Origin of the sequence: Paraburkholderia sp. Ac-20342 (genome assembly GCF_017104985.1) — a bacterium.
In the GTDB taxonomy this organism is placed as follows: domain Bacteria; phylum Pseudomonadota; class Gammaproteobacteria; order Burkholderiales; family Burkholderiaceae; genus Paraburkholderia.
Genome location: NZ_JAAGPQ010000132.1, coordinates 1 through 16,733 on the forward strand (window position 1 = coordinate 1; position 16,733 = coordinate 16,733).

Here is a 16,733-nt window from a genome sequence, read left to right on the forward strand (position 1 = left end):
TGTCGCGGGCGATCGCGCCGGCGGCCGCCCTGCTGCTCGCCGCGGGCCTCGCGGGCTGCGCGTCGTCGAACACCACCACCCTGATCAACCTGCCGAACGGACAGACCGGCTTCGCGGTCAATTGCAGCGGCGCCGACGCCGGTTCGAGCTGGGCCTCGTGCTACGTGCAGGCCGGCAAGGCATGCGGCGCGACCGGCTACGACATCGTCTCGAAGGACAACGACGAAGGCGGCACCGCGGGCGGCAGCGTCACCAACGTCGTGTCGGCCAACGTCAAGAACCGCTCGATGATCGTGCGCTGCAAGTAAGCGGCGCGGCGCTCGACGTGCGCGAGTACGGATCGCCCGCTCAATGCGCCTGCATCTTCGAAAAAAGATTCAGCACGACGACGCCCGAGATGATGAGCCCGAGCCCGATCATCGCCGGTAGATCAGGCACCTGCCGGTAGAACAGGAGCGCGACCAGCGTGATCAGCACGATGCCCGCGCCCGACCACACCGCGTAGACGATGCCGACCGGAATGCTCCTCAGCGTGAGCGACAGGCAGTAGAACGCGATGCCGTAACCGGCCACCACGACCGCCGAGGGCAGCAGCCGCGAAAAGCCGTCGGAGGCGCGCATCGCAGAGGTCGCGATCACTTCAGCGACGATCGCGATGGCGAGCAAGGCATACGGAGGCAGCCGCATCGCGTCAGACCTTCGCAAGCGCGAGCTTGCCGTAGTCGTGCCCGAGATGCGCGCACAGCGCCTCGACGACGAACTCGTGATCGGCGCGCTGCGGCAGCCCCGACACCGTGATCGAGCCGATCACGCCGGCGCCCTCCACCGTCAGCGGAAACGCGCCGCCGTGCGACGCATATTCGGCCACCGGCAGACCGTGCCGGTCGGCGAGCGTCGCGCCGGCCAGCTGCATCTTCAGGCCGATCGCGTACGAACTGCGGCGAAAGTGCGCGACCGTGTTGCCCTTGCGGCGCGCCCAGTCGACGTTATCGGGCGTCGCGCCGTCGAGCAGGCTGAAAAACAGCGGCTGGCCGAAAGTGCGCACGTCGATCGCGGCGGCAACGCCGCGCACCTTCGCGACCTCGCGCAAATGGACACCGACCTGCCACGCGCGGTCGGCATCGAAACGCGGAAACACGAGGGTCTTTTCCTGAGTGGCAATCACCTGCAGATCGTGAGCGATATCCATGAAATCCGGAGCGAGGAAAGAGTTGAAGCGCTCGCCGTCGTGAAGCATGGCGAGGCGCGTAAGGAACCGGAATTCTAGCGCAGCGTTTGCGGGCGGCCTCGCGCAAGCAGCGGTACGGCAGAGGACTCGCGCGGCAACGAGCCGCCCGCGCGAAGCGTAATGAAGCTAATCCTTACATGGCTATTGCGCCGGCTGTCGGGTTGTTCTATAATTTTTTCTTCGACGGACGCGGGGTGGAGCAGTCTGGCAGCTCGTCGGGCTCATAACCCGAAGGTCGTAGGTTCAAATCCTACCCCCGCAACCAGTCAAATCAAAGGGTTACAGCATTTTTGCGCGTAACCCTTTTGTCTTTTCCGGCTTCGTGTAACCACCATGTAACCCGCTGGCGTCGACGCGAATCTGCGCCTGTACGTACCATGCCAGACGGGGTTGAGGCGACCCTGTCGCCGCTCGGGCCTGAAACAGCGCCGTCCGCTCCCGATGATTTCCGCATCCCGATCAGGGCGCGTGGAATGGCGAACCCTGACCATCATTCCCCGGCGACCTGCCATACCATCTGGTAGACGCGCAATCGTGAATCCCCGCATTCCGGGAAAACGCCCCGGAATCCGCTCGCAAGACATTGAGCCCTCTCCCAAATCCGTTATCAAAAGCTATCATTTTTGCAGGCTGCGGTGCCTGTCGATCCGTGCAGTGTCAGAGCGCGGCCTTATCCGGCTCCCCCCCGCACGTCATAACGCGAGCGCAGATGCGGCTTCTTCGTGATACGCAGCCGGAAGCACGCCGGGCACCAGGCACCACGATGGATCACGTTGCCCGGCAGGCTTTCCCATACATGCCCCATCGAACATTGCCATACGAGTCTGGCCTTGCTGCCCAGATACACGGTACTGAGACATTGGCCGCCGCGCTCATGGGCGACCGCCCGCATCTGTTCGAGCGTCGAGCGCTTCGACTCGTTCGCGCAATGCCGGCACCAGCTTCCCGCAATGACCAGATGCGCCCGAGCGCTCCACTCGTGCCCGTGCGCGCACCGGAAACGGTAGCGGGCCGCGACCGTGGAATAGCCTTCGTCCAGGCACTCGCCGCCGTACGATTGCGCGAGCGCCCTGAGTCGCGCCATCCCGTTCGGGTCACGCTGGTTTTCGCCATGCCGCTGGCTCGCGCAACGCGGACACCATCTGCCCTCGACGATTCTCGCCGCCACCGCCTGCCACTGGTGACCCCGCGCGCATTCCCACCGATGCGCCCCCCTCATCCCGCCATACGACGACGCGAGGCAGCGGCCGCCATGCGCTGCGGCGGTGTCCTGCAACCGCCTGAGGCCGTCCGGCAGCGTCATCCGCGCGGATCGCCGCCCGGCCGCACATGCCGGGCAGCCCGTGCCCTCCACGATCTTGCGGGCCTCGACGGTCCATGCATGGCCGTTGCCGCAGGTGAAAGTGTGTCGAGCGGTTAATCCGCGAAAGGCGTTATCGCTGCACCGGAAGCCTTTCTGCTTCAGGACAGCGAAGAAATGCTGGCGGATTTCGTCCGCCTGGCACTGCTGGCACGTCGTGTTGCCCTTCAGCAGACGCGAGCCATGTCGTGTAAAACGATGCCCGTTCCGGCAGATGACCGGGTACACCGCTTTTCCGCCGGCCCACTGCGTAGCCAGCAGCGTCATGCCGCTGGCGGCAGCCGCCTGCGCCAGACGTTGAAACCGGGTCGCGTCACCGGGCCGTGAGCCGGTACGTGGAGTGGATGAAGTCGTCATGGTCGAAGTCCGTCGTCGTGATCGGAAATTACGCAGCCCGCTACGTTTTATGACTCTGGCGTCAGAACTGCATCGTCGCCTGAAAACCCAGTGTCACCCGCGCAGTCGGAAAACCCGACGGCTTGTAGATGGGCGTACCTGCAAAGAGGTCATAGGCGAATGCGCCGACCTTTGCCGATGTACCGCCACGCACACCGATCACCGCACCCGCCAGTTGTGTCCCGGCAAGAAACGCGGCGTTCGGCCCGAACACATGGCCGTAATCGATACCTGCATACACCGACTGGCCCGTCGAGCCGATCGGCACCTGAAGCTCGTTGCGCCAGAAGAAACCACGCTCGGCGGCCAGCATCGTTTCGCCGTCGAAGCCGCGTACCGTGTATCGGCTGCCGATGGTCAGGTCATCGATATAGTTGAGCGTGTTGTTGGTGAACTGGCCGTGAACGGTTGTGACGTAGCGTAGCGGCTGGTTCGCGATCTGGAACGGCACCGACAGGTTCGCGTCGAGCAGGGCCATGTGAAAGCGGTAAGTCGGGCCATCAGGGTAATAGTCCGGCGTTGCGCCAAGTCCGCCGATCCCCTGACGGTAAGCGAGACTGCCATCGAACTGAGATGCGCCGAAGTAATGGCGATCGGTCAGCGCGGCTTCGATGAAGGTATTGTTGCGATGCTGCTGCGGAATATCGGCATCCTCGATGAAGCTCTCGCCGAAGCGCTTCGTCATCCGGAACTGCACGCCGAGCACATTGTTCTGGCTGCGCATGAGGACACGCGCCAGTTTGAAATCGACCGTCTGCGAATTGCCGCTTGACACGAAAGTCGTGTTGACGCCCGCGATCTGCTGATAGTACGTGTTCGTATAGGCCGACAGCGTGCCGGTCCAGTAGCCCCATGGAACGGTATAGAAGCCGTTCCAGCCGTGCGAGCCGAGGCGCCTGTCGCCGAATTCGAGGTCCTGGCTGACGCCGATGTTAAAGATATCGTTCAGCCCGAGCAGGTTGTCGATACCCAGGCTCAGGTTGCCCTGGAGCTTGCCAGTCGCACGCGTGCCCGAGTTGTCGACCGACGCGACCACGGTCCACGGCTTACTACGCTTCACGTCAAGCACCACGTCACTTTCGCCGGGTACATCGGTCGGAACGATCTGCATGGACACGTCCTGACTGCCGACGCGCTTCATCTGTTCGAGTCCCTGTTCGAGGTCGCGCAGGTTCAGCACGTTGCCATCGCGGGTCGGGAAGGCCGTCTTCCACGTGCCGCGCATGGCGGGATCGGCAAAGCGGACCTTGCCGATAACACCCGGCACCAGCGCGAACTTCAGCGTCCCGGTTGACAGGTCCTGTTCGGGCAGCAGTACGCGCGTGGTGATGTAGCCCCGGCTCAGGATGACCTGTTGCAGTCCCTTCGTGAGCGTGTCGAGTCCGGCCTTGCCTACGCATTGGCCCGTGTAGTGGTCGAGCCATTCGCGCGCGAAGGCGAAGCGGTCGAGCGGCAATGCGGATGCGCCTTGCGAGCGGACTGCTTCCGATAGCGTTGCCGGCACGTCAAGCACGAACGAGTCGATGCGGAAGCATGGCGTTTCAGGCGGCAGGTCTGGCCAGCCAGAGGCGCGCTCAACCGTCGAGCGCACCGAAGGCGCATTAACCGTCGCTTCGCGTTCCTGTGCATTGCGTTGCTGCTCGACCTGCTGGCTCTGCTCGGCGTTGGCGCGTGCCGCTGCTGCGGTATCCGCAGGCGTCGGGGCCTGTTGTGCGTGGACAGCCGGCCCCGCGAGCGAGGCAGAGGCTATCAACGACAGAAGCGATAGCCTCTTGCTGATTTTCATTGTTCTTCAATTCCTGATTCTGATCAATATGCGGGTGAAGCGGACATTCGCCAATGGCGCGCAGTTGCCGGTTGAAGCGATACGCATTCGCGCCTTCAAACTTGCCCACAGCACTGCCCGATCGTCTCAGCGATGTGGGTGACTCGCCGTGGGGGCAAAGAAATAAATACCAAGCGCAGCAACGATGAGAATCGTCAGCATAACGAGCAATAGATTTCGCCAGCCTCTGCGAGTTGTCGGAAGGTCGCCTATGTCTCCGCCTGTACCGACACTGAAAAGTTCGAGAGCGACAAGAAGCAAAACAGCGATGACCATCGTCGCCTTCGCGATCGTACCGAAGAACATTTCGGCGAAGCGGTAGGGCCACGTGGAACGGCGCGGCTCTACTGGGGGACGGCGAAATTCTCGATGCATGATATTTCCGCAACAATGCGGCATCGTGGAAATGTGAAGCTGCTGTGCAGCCATGACCCCTTTCTTCCAGCTGGTTTCAACTGATAAGGTCGCTAGTTGGGAGTCGACTCAAAAGTTCGCTTGAATCTGCACGGACTTTCCAATTGCCGTGACTGATTTTGACTAGACCATCTTTCAGAACGACCGACGACGCAGCAGGCAATGCCAGAAATGGAATGACTTCTGGGCGGTTGCTCGCAATTTCGAACAGTGAGGCCAAACGGCCTTCGCTAGAAACGTTCCCTCCTGTGGTAAAGAGCCATTCCGAATCCGTGCCCGAAGGAGGGTCTCGGAACATCTGAAAGCTCTTCGACGCCATGAAGTCCGGGGACATAATATAGACAGGGCTATCTACGGTTTCGTCCTTGTTCCCACTATTGAGCGTCGCATTGCCCGCCCCATCCCCCGATTACCACCCGGCTATCGATGGCGCTGTGATTATGAACGTGTCATGTTCGGCTGATTCTGAGTGGATAAATTCAATCGCGGTGAGGTTGTTCACATGCGCCCTGTCCTGATCAATCGGTGGTTCCGCACCGTCCCAAATACAATCGATGCGTGCCTCGAACCCAGGGTTATGCCATATCCCACCCTCTATGTGTGATACTACAAACCCACGTTTCGAGGCCTCGGCACAGACAGCAATTGCTGCTTCAGTTGAAAGCTTCATGACAATACTTCCGTTGTGCGAAAAGTAGTCGCTTGCATCGACATAACGCTTCGTTCTATCAATACTCATTATTTGCCCTTCCATTGAATTCGGCTGTCAACGATCCATCCCGGATCGGTCTTGTCACTGACCTGAACGACTTCCCCAGTTCTATCGTTCACGACAACATATCCATCTTTCGATCCATATACCGTCGCAGTGTCGTTCCCAGGTAACCCAACTGGTGTTTTCGATGTCGAGCGCTGGTCGAAAGCTGTGCCCGTAGGGCCATCATTTATTGCATTCTGATTGTCCTGCGTGGTCCATCCTCTCTCTGGCAGTTGCGCCCCGATCTTGTTGTCAATGATAGGAGTCTGTGCTTTCCCATTGCTATCTTGATTCCCGCTGTTCAACATCGCATTAGCAGGCCCATACCCCGACCACCCCCAACCAACAGCGCTTCATCCCGATGTAAGCGGTGTATCAGAGAATCGTCCAATTGTGATAAAGACTTCGTTCAAACCTTCATCCGAAATAACGCTTGCTCTAGTCGCTTCGTCAGGAAAAATCTGGCTGATTCTTTCACTCCACAACGCTGCGATGAACACTGCGAGTTCTTTTGCCTTTCCGAATGAAATTCCTTGAAAAATATCAGTTAACTCAACCATATTTGTCCATGCCTGAGCCTGCTCCGGGTGCATCCCGTTGTTTCGATACTCCTGGTATCTTTCGCCATCAAACCATTCGACGATCACGACAACGCCATCGAACATGAGCATTTGTGGAGCAAACAAATGACCCATACAGAGCGCAAAATCCCAAGGCAACGCGACCTTTGCAGAGACAGCATGTATGAAGTCTAAAGCCGAGAATTTGCCGCCGTTTGCCTTGACGAAATCGTCGTATTTCCAGTTTTCAATAGTCATTTCACTTACCCCTTGGGATTTCATTCGGTGTAGCAGGCCGAACCACGCCTTTCCCCACAAAGACTGTTCCATCCGGCGCTACATTTGCACTTGTTTCCTTAACGTTGGGACGTGGGATTCCTCCATGATCTTGCCCAGATCCGCGATATTGCAGCGAAGTCCCATCGCTGTTGTACGTGGTGTACTGCCCGTCGGGTCCTGGGCGCTCTATGATTGTATGCGGCAAACCATCTGCTTCCGGCAACGAAGCGGGCGGCTTGTTTCTTGACTTGCCGCTTGACCCTGAACTATCACCGGCGCTTTCGGAGTTTGCGTCGTTCCCGCTATTCAGCGTCGCCGTGCTCGGCCCATACCCCGGAGTTCCCGGCACCGCATTCATTGCCTGTCCAGCCACAGAGTCCGCCAGCCCCCCCCCCCCGGACTCGCCGCAGGGGGCTTGCCGCCGCCCGTGCCCACCACGGCATTCAGCCCGTTTGCGACGCCCTGTGCCAGCAGGTCGATTGGCGACTCGGACATCCTGGCCTGTGCGCCTGACTTCACCTGTCCGACGAACTGGTCAATCAGCGTACTAACGGAAAACGAGTCGAGGTCAGGCGGGCTGCCAAGCGCCTGTGCGACGATGCCCTTCAAGCGTGCGTCCTTTGCCGCGGCCTCCGTGTCCATCGACTGGTTATACAGGTTCACCCCTGACGCCATCGCAGCACCCGCGCTGCCACCAACGAGGCCGCCCGCCAGACCCGATAGGATATTCCCGCTAATGTTGCCGATCAGCGACGAACCGGTCGCGTCGGATACAGCGTCTGCCGCCGCCTTCGTCTGGTCCGCGAGCTTCGAAGAAATCGCTGCGCCTGCTGCGCCACCGAACGCACCGAATACGCCGCCGCCCAGGCCGCCGATTACCGCTCCGCCTCCCTCCTGAAGCGCAGCACGCGAGTCACCACCTTCACGCCAGTTCGCGTAGTCGGCCAGCGCGGCTGCCAAAGCCTGCGGATCATTGCTGTTGGCTGCCGCTTCGACCGCATTAGCCGAAGCGTCGCGCTTCATATCCGCATACGCACCGATACCTTGCGCCATGACCTGACCCGCCGCCTGCACTGCGTTCATCAGATCGGCCTGCTGCGCGAGCAGCGCATTCACATCCGGCGTCTTCGACACCGTACCGTTGGTGTCGGTGGTGTCCCGGCTCAGACCCGCCACGTCCTGCGTCTGCTTCGCGCCATCCGTGATGTTGATCGTGCCCGCACCCATAGCGCTGCGCGTCGTCGCGCTTTCGTCCCCGTGTTCATTCTGCGAGATCATCGGCACGATACCGCCCGAGCCGCCGACCGAACCCGGTCCCGATGCCTTGCCCGTGCTGCCAACGCCTGCGCCCACGCTGAACCCGTTGCTCGTCGCGCTGTAGTGCGATTCGTTTTCGATGTCGCTGAAGCTCAGCGTGCCGGTCGTCAGGCTGTTCTTCGACGCATCGGCGTCGCTCGCAATCACCGCACCCTTGAGATCCGTGTTGCCGTTGACGTTGATGTTGAACCCGCCGTCGCCGACATTGATCCCGGCCTGTTCCTTGACCTGCGCATAGTTCGAATCCGCGTGACCGTTCTGCGCGCTGAAGCTCGCGCTGCCGCCGCCCTGGCTGACGCTGAAACCGCCGCTCACACTGCTCTGATGCGCGGTGCTCACGGTCGTGTCCTGCACGCTCTCGATGTTCAGGTTGCCGCCAACGTTGGCCGTGACCGTGCCGCCGTTCACGTTCGAGCCGATGATGTTCGTATCGCCGCCGCTCACGATCGTGACGCTGTTCGCCCCGCTCACGTGCGAATTGTTCTGCATGGCTGCGTCGCTGTTCGCATCGCCGTGCGCATTCGACATCGACGCCGACACGCCGAAGCCCTGCGTGCCGTAGGACACGCCGACATTCGCGCTGCTCGACTTGTAGGTGCTGGCAGTAGTATCGGTATCGGTCGTATTGAGCAGATTGACCTGGTTCCTGGCGGCCAGCACCATGTCGTTCGCGCTGACGTTCGAACCCGCCACCGTGATATTGCCCGAACCCGCCGTGCCGTCACCCGTCGCCACGAAGCTGGTCGTAACGCCTGCCTGCACCGTTGAGCCAATATGCGAAGTCTGGTCTTCGCTGGCGTTGCTTCTGCTCTGGTTCGTCCCGAAGCTCAGTTGCGCGCCGACACTCGGGGACGATCCGGCCAGCGCACCGCCTGTCATGCCCGCCACCGCGATAGCCGAGTTACCCGCTGCGGCAAACGCGTGCAGGGCTGTCGCGCGCGAATCGCCAGCCCCGCTGCTCGCGGCCTGAGCCTGGCTCACCGCGCTGTTGATCGCGTCCCCGACACTGCCCGACAGCCCGAGCGTGAAGCCGCTCTGTTTCATTTCCTGGGAATCGTCGTGATGCGAGGTGTTGGTGGCCGCGTCGATGATGACATTGCCCGCGTTGCCGGACACGTTCTGTGCCGCGATCACTTCACTGCCGGTGATATGCAGGTCCTGACCGGCGCTCATTGTTACGCTGCCGTTCGTGCTGCCGACCAGACTGCCGTTGTGGGTGACGCTGCTGTCGTGCGTGGTGTCGTTCTCTTCGCGCGTGCCGTAGTTGATGCTCGCGCCGCCACCACTCATTGCGCCGAAACCGGACGCCTGCACTTCGTGCGTGGTACTGCTCTGACTGGTGTCCTGCGTCGTCGTGATATTAAGGTCGTGGCCCGCCGACAGCGTCAGGTCGTTCGTCGCGGCAACGGTGGAACCGTTGATATTCAGGTCGTGCACCGCGCTTGCCGCCGCGGAATCGCCCGATACGAGCGAGCCGACCGATGCCACCTGATGCGAGGTAGACGTGTCGGTCACTTTCTCGCTCGACAACGCATTGGCATGGTTCGTCTGCGACCAGTGATCCGCGTCGTGCGTTTCCGTCACCGCGCCGACCGTGATATTGCCCGTCGATTGCAGGATGACTGCGCCGCCCGTTGCGCCGTTGACGCCGCCCGTCGTGACCGACGAACCGAGGATGGCGAGATTGCCCGTACCAGCCTGACCCACCGCGAGTGTCGCGTTACCGCCTGCATTGATGCTGCTGCCCTGTGCGGTCTCGTCGTATGTGGAGTCCTTGTGGTGGGAAAGATCACCGCCCACCGACTGGCCGTTATAGGTGGCCGTGTCTTTGGCCGCTGTCACCGTCAGGTCACCACCCGCCACCAGCGGGGCATCGCCGCCCGCCTGAACGTGCGCACCGGTCAGCGTCGTATCGTTGCCCGAGACGGTAGTGAGGCTGCCGCCGGTCGTGATCGTGCTGCCCACGCTCGTTGTGGTGATGCTGTGGTGGCCATTCAGACCATCAGTGGTTCCCGCATCCTGGGTGGCCGTCAGCGTTGTGGTGCCCACGTTGATATCACGGCCTGCCCCAATCGTGGTGTCGCCACCGCTCCGGATCGCCGCACCGTCCAGGTTCACGTCCCGGCCTGCTGCCAGCGTCGCGCCGTCGCTTGCCGAAATGGTGCCCGCTGACTGCACCGCCATCCCGCTCGCATTCGAGTAGAAGCCGGACGTGCTCGCGCCGACCGCCGCCTGCGCGGTCGTACTCTGGTTGACGATATCGAGCCCCGCGCTGACCACGGTATCCACGCCACCGATACGCCCGCCGATATTCGTCACGTCCTGCACCGCCGCGACCGTCGTCGCGCCGCCGCTACCGATCACGCCACGGTTCACGACGTTATTGCCGATGACCGTGGTCGCAACATCGCCCGCGACATGCCCGCTGTTCGCCATGTCGCCCGTGGCGTTCAGGTTCACGCTGTTACCCGCCACCAGCGCGCCGCTGTCCTGAAGGTCAACGGTACTGGACTGCGCAAGATAGAGTTTGGGCACCAGCACGGTTTGCTGCGTGCCATCCGGCAGCGCCACCGTCTGGTTCACCAGCCACACCATGTCGGTGGTGAGTTGCGCCATCTGCGCGTCGCTTAGTCCCACCCCAACGCTCAGGTTGAATGCCTGCGCATAGGCCACGCCGTTGTCCATCAGCGCGGTGTACTCGTCCATGTCGCTGGTATAGGGACCCAGGAAGGTGCGGCCGGTCAGTTGCGTGACCTGGCTCATGACAAGCTGTTCTTCGTAGAGACCGTCGCCCAGGCGCTTTTCCACCGCTTGGGGATTGAGCCCTAGTGCCGCCAGCATGTAGTCGCTCGAAATGAACTTCGAATAGCTCGTGAAGCGGGGGTCCGTGACCACCAGCCAGGTTGCATCCGGTGCGGTGTGATACGTGTACAGCGCATTCGTGGGCAGCGTCAGGCCGGGGATGCCGTCGCCCGCGCTCCCAAGCGTCTGCGGGCGGCTGCCCGAAGCGCTGGCGCTGCCAAGGTGCGTGCCGGTTGCGTCGCCCCCGGACACGCCCGCGCCCGTCACGGTCTGCCCCACACGATCGACCGAGCCGATGGTGATGTCCTGTGCGTCGGTCTGGACGGTCTGGTTGGCCGTCGTAATCGCGGGCAGCGAGGCAACCGTGGTGGACGGTAGCGGCACCGTGTCGTCCTTGACATCCGGCCTCGTGTCGTTGCTGTCGCTGGTCTTGGCGTGCCAGTAGAAGGTCGAGACATCTGTTTGCGTGCCGGTCTGTTGCAACAGGATGCCGGTATCGTTCACCGAGCCGCCTGTTGCGCGGCGCACGAGATCGCCGCCTGCGGCCATCGTGGACGAGTCGTTGTTGATCGTGCCGCCATCGGCATTGACGCGGATCGAGCCCTGTGCCTGGATCGTTGCCGCCGTGCCGGGATTCAGAAGCTGGTCAGTCGCGGTCGTGGTGGTAGACGTGCGGCTCAGTTCAACGTAATCGTGGCTGTCTGTGCCAAGCGTCGTATCGATCCTCACCTGGTCAGGCGCGATGTTCTTCGCCGGATCGTAGTCAGGATAGAACGTGACCGTGACCGTACCGTCGCTGTTCTGGACCAGACTCTGGTAATACTGCACCGCGTTATTGGTAATGGTGCGGCTCTGCGGGTCCGCGACACAGTAGGTCGTTGGACACAGCCTGTAGGTATCCGTCAGCGGCGTGGCAAGCGAGAACGTCTGGCTGGCGGCGTCGATGCTGCTCACCTGTGAAGCAGGTAACGTCACGACCAGCGGCTTGGCCAGTTTGCCGATGACCTGACCACCGATGCCCCCAGCGCCGCTGAAAATCCACTGCCCATAGATCGCGCTGTGGTAGCTGGCGACTTCGTCTATCGGAATGCCTCCTGTCCACAGCGTCAGGGTCGGCCCCTCGGTCGTGACCGGCGTTCCGGCTTCGGTCTGAACGCCCGTGCGCTGGTTCGCGAGCGTGCGCGCGGCCACGTCGATATCGCCCGCCGCCTGGATGCTGGCCGCGCTGTTCGTGATGATGCCGGTCTGGTTCGCGAGCAGACCCGTGGAGTCGCGCGCATTGTCGCGCGCCAGCTCCATGTTCCCGCCGCTGTAGATCAGGGCGTCGTCCGCGTTCGTCAGCGAACTGCCCGCGTAGATGCCAAGGAACGATGCCCCTGCGATGACCGCCTGCGCGCCCGCATTGGTCACGTCCGTGGCGTTGACGATGACGTTGTTACCAATCACCGCGCCCGTGTTGTTCAGGCTGGCGCTGTGCGTCGTGACCGCATCGCCTTCGATTTCACCCGCGTTCGCGATATCGCCCGTGGCGTTGACGGTGGTAGCCGACGAATTCATGTCGGCACCGGCTGCGTTCACGATGTTGGCCGCACTGACCGTCAGTGCGTTGACCGCACCGAGTGCGGCGGTGTTGGTCAACGTGCCCGTCACGCCGAGCGTGAGGTTGTTGTCGGCGTGCAGGGCGCTCGCTGCGTCGTTGACGAAGTCGCCTTCGAGCACGAGCGTAAGATCATGGCCTGCCGTCATCTCGCCGCCACCCGCGAGCGCGCCGCTCACGCTGATATCGCGGTTGGCGCGCACTGCGCCGCCCGCGTTCGACAGGGACGCCACCGCGAGCGAGACATCCTGGCCGCCCTCGATGGTGCCGCCGTCATTGACGAGCGCCGCGCCGGGCCCGTTCACGCTCAGCGCCGTGCCGCCGTACAGTCTGCCGCCCGCGTTATCGATCCGGTTTGCGACGTTCAGGCTGGCGGCACCACCCGCCACAAGCTGGCCGCTCCCGGAGTTGGTCAGGGTCTGCGCGGTCACACCCACGTCGCCATTACCACCGAGTACGCCGCCCGTGTTGGTGATCGAATCAGCGGCAGTAGCGGACGTTGCGCCCGTGCCCGCGTTCGTGATCGAGCCTGACGTGTTGTCGAGGGTGGAGCCGGACACGGTGAGCGTGCCATCCGCGCCGTTCGCGGAAATCACGCCGCCCGAATTCTCAATCGCGCTGCCCGCGCTGGCCGTGAGATTGCCGCCGCTCTGTACCGAGCCCGCCGTGTTGTCGAGCGTGCCCTGCGTGACCACCGTCAGGCCGTCTGCGCCGTAAATCTGTCCACCGTTGCGGTTGATGATGCCGCTCGTGGCGCTCACGCTCGCGGCCTGTTGTGCGGAAAGCGTGCCGCCCGTATTGTCGAGCGAAGCCGCATTGGCCTGAAGCGTGCCGTTCGTCACGATCTGGCCCGAGGCATTCGACGCCGCGCCCGCTGTCGTCACCGCCAGCGTACCGGTACCCGCGTGCTGGATCGCGCCATCGTCATTCGTGAGTGCCTGGGCGCTGATCGCGAGGTTCTGTGCATTGGTGGCAAGCGTGCCGTTCGTGTTGTCGAGCGCACCGCCCGCGCTGACTGTCTGGTCCGCCGTGCCTGACTGGGTAATCGAGCCACTGCGATTCACGAGCGCGCCCGCGCTCGACACGCTGACCTGATCGCCGTCAATCTGGCCCGAGGTATTGTCGATGGTTGCGCCGGAAACCGTGGTGTCCGTTGCAGAGAACTGGCCGTGTACGTTGGACAATGCGCCTGTGGCCTGCGCACTGAGCGAGCCGCCCGCCGTCACGGAGCCGCCATCGTTGCTGATCGTCTGCGCAGTGAGCGTGGCATCGCCGAGCGCGGACATCGCGCCCTGGTTGGACAGCGTGCCAGCCGCCACATCCAGTCCGCCGTTCGAACCGATGACGCCGCCCTGGGCACCGTTCGCAGTCGTGCCCGATGCGTTGACGAGCGCCCCCGCGGTGTTCACCGTCAGACCATCGCCGTTGAGCGACGTGATACGTCCCGCCGTGTTGTCGATCGAACCGGCGTCGATGGCTTCCCTTCCGGCCGCCTCCAGCATGCCTTGCGCGTTATTGAGCGCACCCGACGTCTGCACGGACAGCGTGCCACCCGAAACGATCTGGCCGTTGCGGTTCGAGAGTGCGCCCGCCGTGATGGTCTGCGCGCCACCCGACGACATCGCGCCGTTGTCGTTCGTGAGCGTGCCTGCCGCGCGTGCGTCGAGCGTGCCGCCCGCCGTCGTTGTCGCACCCGACAGATTCAGGTCACCGCCATTTGCAGCCAGCACGAGCGCGCCGTTTGCCGACGTGCGGCCGCCAGCGAGATTCACGCCGCTGCCCGACAGAGACGCATTACCGCCCGCGACGTTCTGTCCAGTGGCGTTCAGCTGACCGGATGCTGTTACGTTCAGGTCGTCACCTGAGCCCACGGAACCATCATCGCCGTTCACACCCGCGCCCAGCGTTCCGGTTGAATTCACGCTCGTGGCGTTGACCGTCGTATTCTGCTGCGCGGCTACTGTGCCGCTGTTGGTGACCATACCGCTGGCCGAAAGCGTCGCGTTTTGCTGCGCGTAGGTCGTGCCGCTGTTCTGGATATCGCTGCCTGTTGCGGCAAGATTGCCGCTCGCGCTGGTCTTGCCAGCGAGGGACAGCAGGCCATTCGATTGCAACGTCAGGTCGCCCGCCTGCGCGGCGATCACGCCCTGGTTCGAAACACCTACGCCATACTCGTTGCTCGCCAGAAAGATGCGCCCGCTGTACATGCCGCCCAGCTGGCTCACGTCGATCGAGACATCCGGTGCGGGTCCGTCGCCTGCAATCGGCGTGAACGCCAGTGAGTCGTGACCGATCTGGTTTGCGCCGGTGATAACGTTCAGGTTCTTTCCGGCGTATATCTCCGCATTGACCTGCACCGCACGGGCCAGCAGGTCAACCTGATCCACGGTCGAGCCGTCGAGTCCTGCTCCCTGCACGGTGATGTTGCCGCCCCTCACGTTGAAACCGGTGAGCGAACCATCGGGGGCAAAGTTCGGCCTGCCTGTCGTCAGAATGGCGCGCGAGGTATTCAGGAAGCCGCCGCCGTTCACCGAAATGCCGGAACCGTTAGCAATCACCACCTCTGCGCGTTGTCCTGCCACTTCGAGATGGCCGTTGATCTGACTCGCCGCGCTGCTGTTGACCTGGTTCACGATGATGCGCGCAGCTTGGTTCGCCCCGAAGTTCGGGTTGCCGTTGATCTGCCCGGCCTGCTGCGTGTTCGTGATGACCGGCGAGTTATTGAGGATCGCGCCGGCCTTCTGCACGTCGAACTGCGAATAGGTGTTCATCGACACACCCGCGCCGGAAGGCCGGTTGATGTTCACCTGGGGTAATCCGTTCGCCGTACTGATCACGTTGGGTGCGTTCGCGCCAGAGGGGACGATCTGTGCGCTGGACCAGGCGGGCAGCACACCGAGCAATGCAAGCGCCGCGAACGCGATCTGCCGAAGCGAAAATAACGCTGTGTATCCTGCGGGATTACCGTGACTGCAAACTGGGGTCTGTCCGGCTTCCTTCCCTGTTGCCGTGGCGGTCTCCGCAACGGCAACGAGCATGTTTCCCAGATGGCTGAATACCAGCCGATAACTATCTTTATTCACTTTGCCAATTCACGTTACGAAGCAATCAGGGTTCGTAAACTAATGACTGACGGGTTTTAAATCCAGAATAAAAAGATGAATAACCGTTAAATTTCGCATTAATACATCGTGAATAACGAATTAGGATTTATCTTATTTCAGACGGATATGTTTTATGCTGAAATAAAAAGCTCGCGCGGGACGGGCAGTTAAAACGGACACCAGCAGTTCATCGACGAAAGGTGTTGAAACCGGCCGTCTGGTTACGATGTACCCAGACGTGTCACCATGACCGCGTACACCGATCCCGGCACTCGCGTAGCAGTGCATGCACCCGCCGCCGCTCCTCGCGCCAGTACGTCGAGCACATACCATGTTTCAACGCATTGAGCTTCGCGGCGGCTTTGCCCGCATTAGAGTCGCTAACACAACCTGGACATCAAGCGATGGACGCCATATCCTGGCGAGATGGCAAGACGAAAAATCAGTAACGAGTTATGGGCGGCTCTGGAGCCGTTGATTCCGGTGTTCACGCCGTCGCCCAAAGGCGGACGTCGCCGGACGGTGGATGACCGCGCAGCATTGAACGGCATCCTGTCTGTCCTGCAAACAGGCATTCCATGGGAATACCTGCCGAAAGAACTGGGCTTCGGCAGCGGGATGACCTGCTGGCGAAGGCTACGCGACTGGCAAGCCGTAGGCGTGTGGGAGAAACTGCATCTGGCGATGCTTTGCCGATTGCGTGAGCATGACCAGATTGATTGGGAACGGGCAAGTCTTGATGCCGCCAGTGTTTCCAGCCCCCGGGGGGCCAGGAAACCGGCCCTAACCCGACAGAGCGGGGCAAGCTCGGGTCGAAACGGCACATCGTCGTAGATGCGCGCGGCATTCCGTTGGCCATCACGGTCACGGGGGCTAACCGGCACGATTCGATGGCATTCGAGCCCACGCTTGATGCCATTCCTGCGGTGCCAGGCCTGAACGGACAGCCACGCAAACGCCCGGGCAACCCGAGTTCGACATTTCCGGCCGGAATTTGAGGCAATTTCGACCCAGAGCACCTTATAGATCAAACACTTGGCGTCCGTGGTTGTCGATGCGTTGTAGTGACACGAAATTTTCTGTGAGCCCTTGTT

10 protein-coding genes, 1 tRNA gene and 1 pseudogene are annotated in these 16,733 nt (G+C 61.9%); 3 read left to right on the forward strand and 9 right to left on the reverse strand.

Features of this window, described 5'->3' with window-relative positions; all coding sequences use genetic code 11:
* The first annotated feature begins 11 nt into the window (after positions 1 to 11).
* Complete coding sequence (locus tag G3N58_RS31565) at positions 12 to 308, forward strand: hypothetical protein (protein ID WP_346777796.1); 297 nt, start codon at positions 12 to 14, stop codon at positions 306 to 308.
* 40 nt (positions 309 to 348) lie between these two features.
* Here G3N58_RS31565 and G3N58_RS31570 read toward each other — a convergent pair whose 3' ends face one another.
* Both G3N58_RS31570 and G3N58_RS31575 read right to left on the reverse strand, forming a co-directional pair.
* Positions 349 to 687 (reverse strand): multidrug efflux SMR transporter, encoded by a 339-nt coding sequence (locus G3N58_RS31570; protein ID WP_167285136.1) that lies wholly within the window; start codon positions 685 to 687, stop codon positions 349 to 351.
* 4 nt (positions 688 to 691) lie between these two features.
* A complete protein-coding gene (locus G3N58_RS31575) occupies positions 692 to 1,189 on the reverse strand; it encodes a heme-degrading domain-containing protein (protein ID WP_206001144.1) in 498 nt (165 codons plus the stop codon).
* A gap of 227 nt (positions 1,190 to 1,416) precedes the next feature.
* On the opposite strand from G3N58_RS31575, the gene G3N58_RS31580 reads away from it, so the two are divergent.
* Positions 1,417 to 1,493: transfer RNA gene (locus tag G3N58_RS31580), tRNA-Met, on the forward strand.
* 405 nt (positions 1,494 to 1,898) lie between these two features.
* On the opposite strand, the gene G3N58_RS31585 is transcribed toward G3N58_RS31580, so the two are convergent.
* The 7 genes from G3N58_RS31585 to G3N58_RS31620 all read right to left on the reverse strand — a co-directional run bounded on the left by G3N58_RS31585 (position 1,899) and on the right by G3N58_RS31620 (position 15,573).
* Positions 1,899 to 2,945 (reverse strand): hypothetical protein, encoded by a 1,047-nt coding sequence (locus tag G3N58_RS31585; protein ID WP_206001139.1) that lies wholly within the window; start codon positions 2,943 to 2,945, stop codon positions 1,899 to 1,901.
* A gap of 61 nt (positions 2,946 to 3,006) precedes the next feature.
* The gene (locus tag G3N58_RS31590) at positions 3,007 to 4,770 is read right to left on the reverse strand and encodes a ShlB/FhaC/HecB family hemolysin secretion/activation protein (protein WP_206001140.1); all 1,764 of its coding nucleotides are present in this window, start codon (positions 4,768 to 4,770) and stop codon (positions 3,007 to 3,009) included.
* A gap of 126 nt (positions 4,771 to 4,896) precedes the next feature.
* The gene (locus tag G3N58_RS31595) at positions 4,897 to 5,238 is read right to left on the reverse strand and encodes a hypothetical protein (protein WP_167283497.1); all 342 of its coding nucleotides are present in this window, start codon (positions 5,236 to 5,238) and stop codon (positions 4,897 to 4,899) included.
* Between the two features lie 394 nt (positions 5,239 to 5,632).
* Positions 5,633 to 5,962: a colicin immunity protein gene (locus G3N58_RS31600; RefSeq protein ID WP_206001141.1), complete on the reverse strand. Its 330-nt coding sequence runs from the start codon at positions 5,960 to 5,962 to the stop codon at positions 5,633 to 5,635.
* Complete coding sequence (locus G3N58_RS31605) at positions 5,962 to 6,288, reverse strand: colicin E5-related ribonuclease (protein ID WP_206001142.1); 327 nt, start codon at positions 6,286 to 6,288, stop codon at positions 5,962 to 5,964. Before G3N58_RS31605 ends, G3N58_RS31600 begins: the two co-directional genes overlap by 1 nt.
* 45 nt (positions 6,289 to 6,333) lie before the next feature.
* A complete protein-coding gene (locus G3N58_RS31610) occupies positions 6,334 to 6,870 on the reverse strand; it encodes a hypothetical protein (RefSeq protein ID WP_206001146.1) in 537 nt (178 codons plus the stop codon).
* 303 nt (positions 6,871 to 7,173) lie between these two features.
* Entirely contained in the window at positions 7,174 to 15,573 is an 8,400-nt protein-coding gene (locus G3N58_RS31620) for a hemagglutinin repeat-containing protein (RefSeq protein WP_206001145.1), read from the reverse strand.
* 492 nt (positions 15,574 to 16,065) lie between these two features.
* Between G3N58_RS31620 and G3N58_RS31625 the strand changes: the two are divergent.
* Positions 16,066 to 16,601, forward strand: a pseudogene (locus G3N58_RS31625) (IS5 family transposase); the annotation flags it as partial.
* Positions 16,602 to 16,733 lie beyond the last annotated feature (132 nt).

Coding starts and splice junctions, on each gene's coding strand:
- G3N58_RS31620 (WP_206001145.1), bottom strand. CDS start 15,573: ATGCTCGTTGCCGTTGCGGAGACCGCCACGGCAACAGGGAAGGAAGCC.
- G3N58_RS31605 (WP_206001142.1), bottom strand. CDS start 6,288: ATGTTGAACAGCGGGAATCAAGATAGCAATGGGAAAGCACAGACTCCT.
- G3N58_RS31595 (WP_167283497.1), bottom strand. CDS start 5,238: ATGGCTGCACAGCAGCTTCACATTTCCACGATGCCGCATTGTTGCGGA.
- G3N58_RS31590 (WP_206001140.1), bottom strand. CDS start 4,770: ATGAAAATCAGCAAGAGGCTATCGCTTCTGTCGTTGATAGCCTCTGCC.
- G3N58_RS31585 (WP_206001139.1), bottom strand. CDS start 2,945: ATGACGACTTCATCCACTCCACGTACCGGCTCACGGCCCGGTGACGCG.
- G3N58_RS31600 (WP_206001141.1), bottom strand. CDS start 5,962: ATGAGTATTGATAGAACGAAGCGTTATGTCGATGCAAGCGACTACTTT.
- G3N58_RS31570 (WP_167285136.1), bottom strand. CDS start 687: ATGCGGCTGCCTCCGTATGCCTTGCTCGCCATCGCGATCGTCGCTGAA.
- G3N58_RS31610 (WP_206001146.1), bottom strand. CDS start 6,870: ATGGAACAGTCTTTGTGGGGAAAGGCGTGGTTCGGCCTGCTACACCGA.
- G3N58_RS31575 (WP_206001144.1), bottom strand. CDS start 1,189: ATGGATATCGCTCACGATCTGCAGGTGATTGCCACTCAGGAAAAGACC.